The sequence below is a fragment of the bacterium genome (assembly GCA_019695335.1).
GTDB lineage: Bacteria > CLD3 > CLD3 > SB21 > SB21 > JABWBZ01.
In genome coordinates this window covers 1-9,301 of sequence record JAIBAF010000094.1, presented here as the reverse complement: position 1 = coordinate 9,301, position 9,301 = coordinate 1, and the positions used below count along the sequence as shown (strand labels likewise).

The window sequence follows — 9,301 nt, the reverse complement described above, 5'->3', positions numbered from 1 at the left end:
TTGCCGAAAACCTGAGTTTTGTTCCACCGTTTATTTTCTGGCTGATCGTGTGCCTTTGGGTGGCATCGTTTTTGTCTATCCGGATTTTCATGTTAAGCCGTAACGAAAAATGGCGCCAGTTTTTTATTGTCGAAGCTTTGATCATGGTGTTCATCACTGCCTTATTGATTTATTTTTATTTTTTCGGCGGGACAGGAAATATACGGTTAGATAAGTCGCTTAAAAATTTGCTGCAGGTGATTGCTATTCTTCCGACAGGCGCATTGGTGTATTTGATGTTCAAATATCCATTTTATTCAATTGTTGCGCGTCAACGTTTGATCGTGACAATTATTGCCGGCGCATTTTTTACCATGTATATTATTTTTTCCCGTTATCTTAAACGCTGGGCAGAAGACAATCCTCATCTGAATGCCGATGCCATTGCGATTGTGTTTGTTGCGCTACTCCTAATTGTATATGAGCCGGTTAAATACCTGTTACGCAGGATTGCCGGACATTTCGCATTGGGACAGCGGTACGCCTATCAAACCGTAATCCGACAACTGACTGAAAAAATTGCGAGCGCTCCGAATTATACCGAGTTGGCTCGCATTGTACGAACAGCAATCCAGGAATCCATGCTGGTCGACGAAACGGCAATATTCCATCTCAGTAAAAAAATGACCGGTGAAACCAGCGAATATCAAATCGTTCAGAAATTCGGTGACATCAAAGAGTTTAATCTTAAAAAAATTATTAAGAATATTTTGCAGCGTAACGGAATTTACGATGCACGAAAAATGAATATTTTTCATCTCAAGTCTTCCGAAGTGCCGTATCAAATGTATGTCGGCATTACGCTTGAAAATGAATTGGTCGGATTGATTGCTATCGGAAAAAAAGCAACTAACGAAGATTTTTCGTACGAAGAACAGGAGTTGTTGCTGACATTGGCTAGCCAGGTGGCCATTGCCATTGAGAACATACAACTGATGCAGCGGAGAATTGAATTGGAAGCTAAAATGTTTCAAGCGGATAAATTGTCATCGATCGGGATGTTGTCCACCAGCATTGCTCATGAAGTTAAAAATCCGCTCAGTTCGATCAAAAGTATTGTTCAGTCGATGCGCGATGAAAAGTTAAAAGGACAAAAACACAGTACTGAAATTCAAGATCTGGAAATTATCAACGATGAGATCAATCGTTTGGCTAACGTCGTCGATCAGCTGCTCAAGTTTGCTAAACCGGAACCGGCCGATACGAATGTTTTCGATGTTATCAAGATCATCGACAACATACTGACTATTTTAAGGCAGGAGACGCGAAGTAAGAGCATTTCAATTTATACAAAATTTTCTCACAAACCGTTGGTGCTTAAATCACGTCATGCGGACTTGAAAGAGATTCTTTTTAACGTTATTATTAACGCCATTCAATCGATGCAAAACGGCGGTAAACTTTTACTGAACGGTAGTTATATGAATTGTACATTTGCCGATGAAGCGCGAAATCCGCGCGATACGGGTACGGTTCAGGTGTCAGAATTGCTTCGACCTGATACGATGCTAGAAGGTTATGAAGAGTGGAGAATGGAGCCATTGGTAGCAACGACCATCGATACCATCGATAAAAAAACGAACGATACTTTAACAGAAGATCAGCCCATCAATGCGATCAGGATTTCCATTACCGATACTGGACAAGGCATACCACAGGATCGGATGGAAGAAATTTTCAAACCTTTTTATACGACCAAACCGACGGGTACAGGATTAGGGCTGGCGATTGTAAAAAATAAAGTAGAGGCCTTGGGTGGCCGTGTGATATTAAAAAGCCGGGAAGGGCTGGGAACGACTTTTGAATTATATATTCCTACAGATGTGAACGGACGTGAGTAAAAAAGGTTATAATTATGAGGACGTCAAGACGGTCATTTCTTAAAATATTGGCCGGCGTTCCCGGACTAATTGCATTTCCGGGATTGTTGAGGAGTTCTTCTTTCGGTACCCTATCTGCTCCCGGAATGAAACCGCTTCGCGGCCAAATTGGAATTTACTCAGGACGTGGCGGAACGATCGCATGGTTTATTGACACCGATGCCGTCACTGTTATCGATACACAATATCCTGAATCAGCCGAAAAGTTCGTGATCGAACTTAAAACGCAGACGGCTCGCACAATCGATTTTGTTTTTAATACACACCATCATCGCGATCATACGTGGGGAAATTATATTTTAAAACCTTACGCCGATAAGTTCGTTGCGCATCAGAATGTGCCCGCTTTACAGGAAAAACAAGCGAAAGAACAAAAGGACGCGCCGCAGCAGGTATACGCCGATACGACGTTTGCCGACCAATGGCGTACAGAGATTGGCAAAGAAATTATTACAGCGCGTTATTTTGGGCCTGCGCATACGGGCGGTGATTCGGTTGTTCATTTTGAGAAAGCAAATGTCGCCCACGTTGGTGACCTGGTGTTTAATAAAGTCCTTCCTTTTATCGATTCCAACGGCGGCGGCTCCATCCGTAGCTGGATCGATGTAATTGAGAAACTCGCAAAAGCTTATTCCAATGATACATTATATATTTTCGGCCACTCCAATTCGGACGAAGGCTGCACCGGATCCGTTCAAGATGTGAAAGCGATGAGAGATTATTTGAGCGCATTACTGGAATTTGTTGAAGGCAAAATGAAAAGCGGCGAACCCAAAGAAAAAATTATTGCGTATGCGGCTATACCGAAATTTGAACACCTGATTGCACGCTGGGAAGGGGCCATGAAACAGAATTTGACAGCGGCGTTTGACGAATTAAATACCAAATAAAGTCATGAACGGAACCGAAAATAGTTTTGAAACCATCAAAGTTTTGGTAGTGGATGACGAAAAAGCCGCTCGCTACGGCATTGTCAAAGCGTTGCGGCCGGAAGGGTATCGCGTGTCCGAGGCCGAAGACGGAGTGTCGGCGCTCACAATGGTTAATAGCCATTCCTACGACGTCATCATTACGGACGTATCCATGCCGGGAATGAGCGGTATCGATCTTTTACGTAAAATGAAAGAACAAAATCTTTCCGGTTTTGTCATCGTCATTACTGCACACGGTTCGGAAAAATTAGCGGTTGAAGCAATGAAGTCCGGCGCGTTCGATTATCTGTCCAAACCGTTTGAGATTGATGAATTACGTGCCATTGTCGGACACGCGGCCAAACAGATTCTTCTCGTGCGCGAGAATGAACGGTTGAAAACCGAACTCGAAACGTCGAGAGGATTTGGCAATTTTATCGGCGAAAGTACGGCAATGAAAGCGGTATATTCGGTTGTCGAAAAAGTGAGCAAAAATAACGTGACGGTTCTGATTCGCGGTGAAAGTGGTACCGGAAAAGAATTGGTTGCGCGAACGATCCATGATCTGAGTAGCCGGAAAAGCGGGCCTTTTATTTCGATCAATTGCGCGGCTATCCCCAAGGAATTGATTGAAAGCGAATTATTCGGACACGAAAAAGGAGCGTTTACAGGAGCCATTGCTGCAAAACCGGGCAAATTTGAACTGGCCAATAACGGAACGATTTTTTTGGATGAGATCGGCGATATGTCCATCGATACGCAAGCGAAAGTATTGCGTGTTTTACAGGAAAGAAAATTCGAACGCGTCGGCGGTTCCGAGTCGATCGAAGTCAACGTGCGTATTCTGAGTGCGACGCACCGCGATTTACAAAAAGAAATTCGCGAAGGGCGTTTTCGCGAGGACTTGTTTTATCGCATCAACGTTGTTGAAATCGAGTTACCGGCGTTACGGAAACGTGACGGCGACGTGCCGCTGCTGGCGAAATATTATTTGAATTCGTTTGCCAAACGTCACAACATTGGCGTATCGCGGTTTTCCCCGGAAGTGCTGAAAATATTTATGGATTACGAATGGCCCGGTAACGTTCGCGAGTTGATCAATATCATCGAACGTTGTGTCGTGCTCAGCAGCGGTGAAGAAATTACAAAAGATCTGCTGCCGCCGGATTTGATTAAAACCAATGGTCTCGGACCCATCGGCGTTAAAGCCGTTCTGGACAATGCTGACGTAACTTTCCAGGAAGCGAAACAACGCGTTGTCAGGGCGTTTGAAAGAGAGTTTTTACTTGAGGCGATCAAATTGAATGATTGGAATATTTCGCAAACGGCAACCAAACTCGGCATGAAGCGGCAATATTTACAGCAAAAGTTGAAAGAATTGGAAATCAATCTACAGGAAATCAAAGAGGATTCTTAATGAACATCCGTCAACAATCTTCGCCGTCGTTTTCGCCTGACGCGCCGATCGGAATCTTCGATTCAGGTATTGGCGGGCTTACAGTAGCCAAAGAAGTGATGAAACAATTGCCGAATGAAAATATTATATACATCGGCGATACGGCGCGTGTGCCATACGGAACCAAATCGGACCGGACGATCAAAGCGTTTACTTTGCAAAGTTGTTTATTTTTGCTCGAACATAATGTGAAGATGATTATTATAGCGTGCAATACGTCGAGCGCCGTTGCGTTGGATTTTATTGCCAATATGTTTCGCATTCCGGTTATCGGTGTGATTCAGCCGGGATCGAATGCAGCGGCAGCACGCAGCAACAATCACCGCATCGGTGTGATCGGAACGCATACGACGGTGAACAGCCAGTCGTATAAAAAAACGATTACCGCTATCGAACCCGGCGCGGAAGTTTTTTCACAAGCATGCCCGTTATTTGTTCCGCTGGCTGAAGAAGGATGGCTGCATCACGGCGTGACCGATCAGGTTTGTGCGGAGTATCTGAAATTTTTTGGTGGTACGAATATCGATACGCTCGTGATGGGCTGTACCCATTACCCGATTTTGGCCGATTCGATTGAAAAAAGCATTCAGAAAATTATGGGACATCCCGTGACATTGATCGATTCGGGCGTTGAAACGGCTCAAGTTGCCAAAAACATTCTCAATGAGCAAAAATTGATCAACACGCATTCCAAAGCGTCACATAAATTTTATGTAACCGATTTACCGAAAAATTTTACTGCGGTCGGAGAACGTTTTCTCGGGAAAAAAATTGATTCGATTGAGATGGTAAATGTCGAATCGATGGGATTTTAATAGCGCCAACATTTCGTACTAAGTTCTTCCAATAAACATACTTTTCATGCTTCAAGATTATTTATTAGCATTCATTCCGATTTTTGTGGCAATCGATATTATCGGAATTATACCGGTGTATCTCGGTTTGACGGACGGCATTCCAGAAGTGACCAAACGCCGCATTTTACGGCAATCGGTATTGACGGCGTTTCTGGTAAGCGTACTGTTCGTCGGTGTCGGGAAAGCCGTGTTTACATTTTTGGGAATCACGATCAGCGATTTTAAAATTGCGGGCGGTATTATTTTATTTGCGCTCGCGATCAACGATTTACTTTTTTCGACGGAAGAGCGTAAGAGCCACGAGGTTTCGGAAGAGACGACGGAAATTCAGGTGCGTCATACACCGTCCATTGGAATCGTTCCGATCGGTATTCCCCTGATCGTTGGTCCGGCTCTTTTGACGACGTTGATGATTTCCGTCGACTCGTACGGCCTCGCACCGACCATTTCTTCTGTTGTAATTAATTTGTTAATTCTCTATACTGGTTTACGGTATGCGTCGATCATTCTACGCCTGACAGGCCGTAGCGGCGCTAAAGGCATCGCCAAAGTCGTGACGCTTCTGCTTGCGGCAATCGGGGTGATGATGGTCCGCACCGGCATTTCCGAAATCATTCAGCAAAGCTAAATAAACATGTTGCACGAGTTTTATAAAACCGGCGATGACGACGACAATGACATGTCCGTTCCCGAGCCTTCCGAAGAAGAGTTAGACGAACTGAAATCGCGGCTCTTTAAGCGATTGGTCGACGATCTTGCCAGCGATGACGAAAAAAGACGGTACGAAGCTCTCACGCTTGTCCCGTATTTTGAAGCCGATCCGCGTCTCATTCCGTATTTTACAGCCTTATTTTCAACCAATGATATTTCAAAAAAACGCGATGTCATTCGTGGCCTTGGCGCATGGCGTCATTCTGACGGCGTGGCCATGCTGATTAATTTTTTAACTGATACGCATAACCGGGAATTGCTTGAACAAGGATTAGAAGAAGACGTCATTCTGGCGCTGGGTGAAATTGGCGGGCTTGATGCATTGGAATTCCTGATCAATTATGCGACAGCGCGGTATGAAACTTATCGCGAACAGGAAGACGCGCTCGGCATGGCGTCGGTCGAAGGCATCACGCAAATTGCCATTCATGGCCATGATAAAGCTTTGGAATTTCTTGTGAGGAATACGGATCATCCGGCGTGGAATTTACGCGAATCATGTGCCAATGCATTTTCAGTTATTTACGGCGGTAAAGAAAAAATTCCAAAAACTGTTTATGATCTGTTAATTCGTTTATCGAAAGACGACAATAAGGACGTGCGGATTGCCGCCTACATGAGTTTAGACGCTATCGTCGGCCTCGATGATGCCAATAAAAAAATATTAAACGAAGCGCGACACAAACAAATCTTCGGCGAATAACGTAAACCATACCCATCGAACTATACATTAGAGAAGGAAAACGGCAGTGAATTTACAACTACGTCTTCAGGAAATGCGCGAAGGATTTCATCCGACGTTCTGGGTTGCCAACGGGATGGAGCTTTTCGAGCGTCTGGCTTACTACGGGCAGGCAACGGTATTGAGCATTTTTCTCAGGGATCATTTGAAATTTTCAGAAGTGGAAGCCGGGCAGCTTTCTTCTATTTTTGGGGGTTTACTTTGGTTATTTCCGATTTTAGCCGGAACCCTCGCCGATAAGTACGGCTTTAAACGCGCATTTACTGTGGCTTTTTCCGGATTGGCCATCGGCTATTTTCTGATTGGATCAACCGGAATGCCGGCTTTTGCGGGCGTATATGAAGGTATGCCTCTCTTTGGAGTATTGACGGTTATTTTAATTTTTACGGCGATGGGCGGTGCGTTTATCAAACCGGCGGTGCTCGGTACAATCGCCGTGACGACGAAACACAATGTTCGTTCATTAGGATATGCGTTGTATTACTGGTTAGTGAATATCGGTGGTGCAACGGGTCCGGTGATTGCATTTTTAATTCGTGATACATTTGGGTTCGGTATTTCGTTTGTATACGTTGTGTCGGCCATCAGTTGTACGCTGATGCTGTTCGTCAATTTGATTTTTTACAAAAACGCCGACGGTGCAGCGGAAGTGACCGAATCGCTCGGTAAAAAAATGCAAAACCTGGTCGTGGTACTCGGCAACTTCAAATTTATTATTTTCCTTCTTATTTTTTCGCTGTATTGGATCATGTTCTGGCAGATATTCATCATCGTTCCGTTTTATGTTACCGATTATATCAGTAAAGATGCACCGTTTGAATTAATTCAATCAGCCGATGCGTGGGGTATCATTGTATTGCAGTTGATTATCAATCGGCTGACGAAAAATCTTTCCCCACAAACGGCGATGGTGGCCGGTTTCGGCGTATCCAGTTTATGCTGGTTGGTCATCGCCCTGCATCCGACCGTGTGGACGATCGTTGCCGGTTTGTTTGTGTTTGCGATTGGCGAAACGACGCAGGCTCCCCGCTACTACGAATACATTGCTGATATCGCACCGAAAGGTCAACAAGGATTATTTCAAGGGTACGGGTTTTTACCGATCGCGATTGCATGGGGCGTCGGAGGAACTTTCGGCGGATGGCTGTATCAGACGTTTGCCAATGAAATGCATCAACCGGGTTTGATCTGGTACGCGTTATTCGGAGTCGGCATTGCTGCGACGATATTAATGTTTTTGTATAACTTGATTGTACATCGAAAGTCAACAGCATCCTGATGAAAATTTCGTATTGTAAATGGAAGTATTATTTTACAATAAGCTCGTGGATTGTTTTTAGTGTTTTCAATGCCCAGAAAGTTTTTACTCAATCGGTTATTCGTTTTACAGATTCCACGATCGTAAAAGACAGTCTTCTTTTTACAAATATCCCTCGGGATTCCTTTGTAACCGATACTATTCCCTTCGATTCACTCTATGAAGCGACGACCGTTCAGCAATTTCTACGAACGTCCGGCGCTTTTTTTTCGCCCGCCGACAGTTTATTTCTCCGGATTTTTAGTCATGATGATTTGATGAAATACTATCACGGTGATTTTGCCGATTTGCTGTGGAATATTGCCGGGTTTTATATTCACGATCTCGGCAGTTATGGAAAACCGATCAGCGCGTCCATGAATGGTTTGTCCAATCGGCACATTTTAGTGATGATGGATGGCGTTCCTTTAAACGAAGCCGACATCGGATGGGCCAATCTGAACGCGGTCACGCTGGAGAATATCGATCGGATTGAGTTCTTTCGCGGTAACGCGTCAGCTTTGCATGGAGAGGCGGCGTCCGGAGGATATATCAATATCATCAAACGTGATTTTGAACCGGAGAAACCGCTGACGTCGATGAAATTCCGTTCTGCGTTCAGCAGTTTCGAAGACATCGGCATTTTTTTCGGACGCGATCTTGGCAGCCACATTCGCATCAGCGGCGGCGGTTCGAGCAAACAAACGCCGGGCGAGCAGGTGATCCAGGGATTTCTTGGAGGATTTCAACGGAACATTCAAAGTACGCGTTACACCGGACGTTCATTGTTTTTCAATGCGGACGTTTATTTTCAACGGAACTGGAGTTTTAATTTTTACACACAAGGCAACAAGGATAAATATGACGCGTACGGCCGCAACCGGTATGGCGATCTGAAAGCGTTCGATTTTGTCAATATCGAAGGTTTCAGAAAAGACGAAAGAGTCGATTATCATTTCGGTTTGACCCGCCGTGACGAAACATCGTGGCTGCAAAGTAAATTGTATTTTGCCAATATCGACCGTCAATTCGATAATTTTTCTACAGAAATCATACCCGCACAATACTCTGTACACAGCGTTGGCGCCGATGTGCGCTATTCACACCGGATAGGGCACAATATATTGCAGGGCGGTGCGACCTATGACCGGCAAACCTTGAATCAAATTGAAACGCAGCATGCGGACTATTCGCGGTATGCGTTTTTTCTAAGCGATCAATGGACGATTGGAAATTTAATCGTTCAGCCGTCCGCGCGCTGGCAACATCATTCCGTTTTTAATTCGACGGTTGCGATGAATTTCAATTCGGCATTCCGTCTTAATCCACAGGTGCATTTTACGATCAATGCAGGTTATACGGAAGTAACGCCATCGCTGATCGATGAAGTAATGACCGGTCATGAAGA

General features: G+C 44.7%; 8 protein-coding genes. All 8 read left to right on the top strand.

The window, feature by feature from the left end:
- Nucleotides 1-1,880 (top strand): hypothetical protein (locus K1X84_15880; protein ID MBX7153107.1); only part of this gene is annotated, 1,880 nt, incomplete at its 5' end.
- Between the two features lie 14 nt (nucleotides 1,881-1,894).
- Nucleotides 1,895-2,809 carry an MBL fold metallo-hydrolase gene (locus K1X84_15875; GenBank protein ID MBX7153106.1) on the top strand — a complete coding sequence of 305 codons (915 nt, stop codon included), beginning with the start codon at nucleotides 1,895-1,897 and terminating at the stop codon, nucleotides 2,807-2,809.
- A gap of 4 nt (nucleotides 2,810-2,813) precedes the next feature.
- Entirely contained in the window at nucleotides 2,814-4,247 is a 1,434-nt protein-coding gene (locus K1X84_15870) for a sigma-54 dependent transcriptional regulator (GenBank protein ID MBX7153105.1), read from the top strand.
- Entirely contained in the window at nucleotides 4,247-5,101 is an 855-nt protein-coding gene (murI, locus tag K1X84_15865; protein ID MBX7153104.1) for a glutamate racemase, read from the top strand. The genes K1X84_15870 and murI overlap by 1 nt, the downstream gene beginning before the upstream one ends.
- 46 nt (nucleotides 5,102-5,147) lie before the next feature.
- Nucleotides 5,148-5,771 carry a MarC family protein gene (locus tag K1X84_15860; protein MBX7153103.1) on the top strand — a complete coding sequence of 208 codons (624 nt, stop codon included), beginning with the start codon at nucleotides 5,148-5,150 and terminating at the stop codon, nucleotides 5,769-5,771.
- 6 nt (nucleotides 5,772-5,777) lie between these two features.
- Nucleotides 5,778-6,557, top strand: coding sequence for a HEAT repeat domain-containing protein (locus K1X84_15855; protein MBX7153102.1), 780 nt, complete (start codon nucleotides 5,778-5,780; stop codon nucleotides 6,555-6,557).
- Between the two features lie 73 nt (nucleotides 6,558-6,630).
- Nucleotides 6,631-7,875, top strand: coding sequence for an MFS transporter (locus tag K1X84_15850; protein ID MBX7153101.1), 1,245 nt, complete (start codon nucleotides 6,631-6,633; stop codon nucleotides 7,873-7,875).
- The coding region (locus tag K1X84_15845) for a TonB-dependent receptor plug domain-containing protein (GenBank protein MBX7153100.1) at nucleotides 7,875-9,301 on the top strand (1,427 nt) is incomplete at its 3' end. The genes K1X84_15850 and K1X84_15845, both read left to right, overlap by 1 nt.

What these genes read in the sequence shown, in the direction of transcription:
- murI (MBX7153104.1), top strand. Translation starts at nt 4,247, where the DNA reads ATGAACATCCGTCAACAATCTTCGCCGTCGTTTTCGCCTGACGCGCCG.
- K1X84_15860 (MBX7153103.1), top strand. Translation starts at nt 5,148, where the DNA reads ATGCTTCAAGATTATTTATTAGCATTCATTCCGATTTTTGTGGCAATC.
- K1X84_15870 (MBX7153105.1), top strand. Translation starts at nt 2,814, where the DNA reads ATGAACGGAACCGAAAATAGTTTTGAAACCATCAAAGTTTTGGTAGTG.
- K1X84_15875 (MBX7153106.1), top strand. Translation starts at nt 1,895, where the DNA reads ATGAGGACGTCAAGACGGTCATTTCTTAAAATATTGGCCGGCGTTCCC.
- K1X84_15855 (MBX7153102.1), top strand. Translation starts at nt 5,778, where the DNA reads ATGTTGCACGAGTTTTATAAAACCGGCGATGACGACGACAATGACATG.
- K1X84_15850 (MBX7153101.1), top strand. Translation starts at nt 6,631, where the DNA reads ATGCGCGAAGGATTTCATCCGACGTTCTGGGTTGCCAACGGGATGGAG.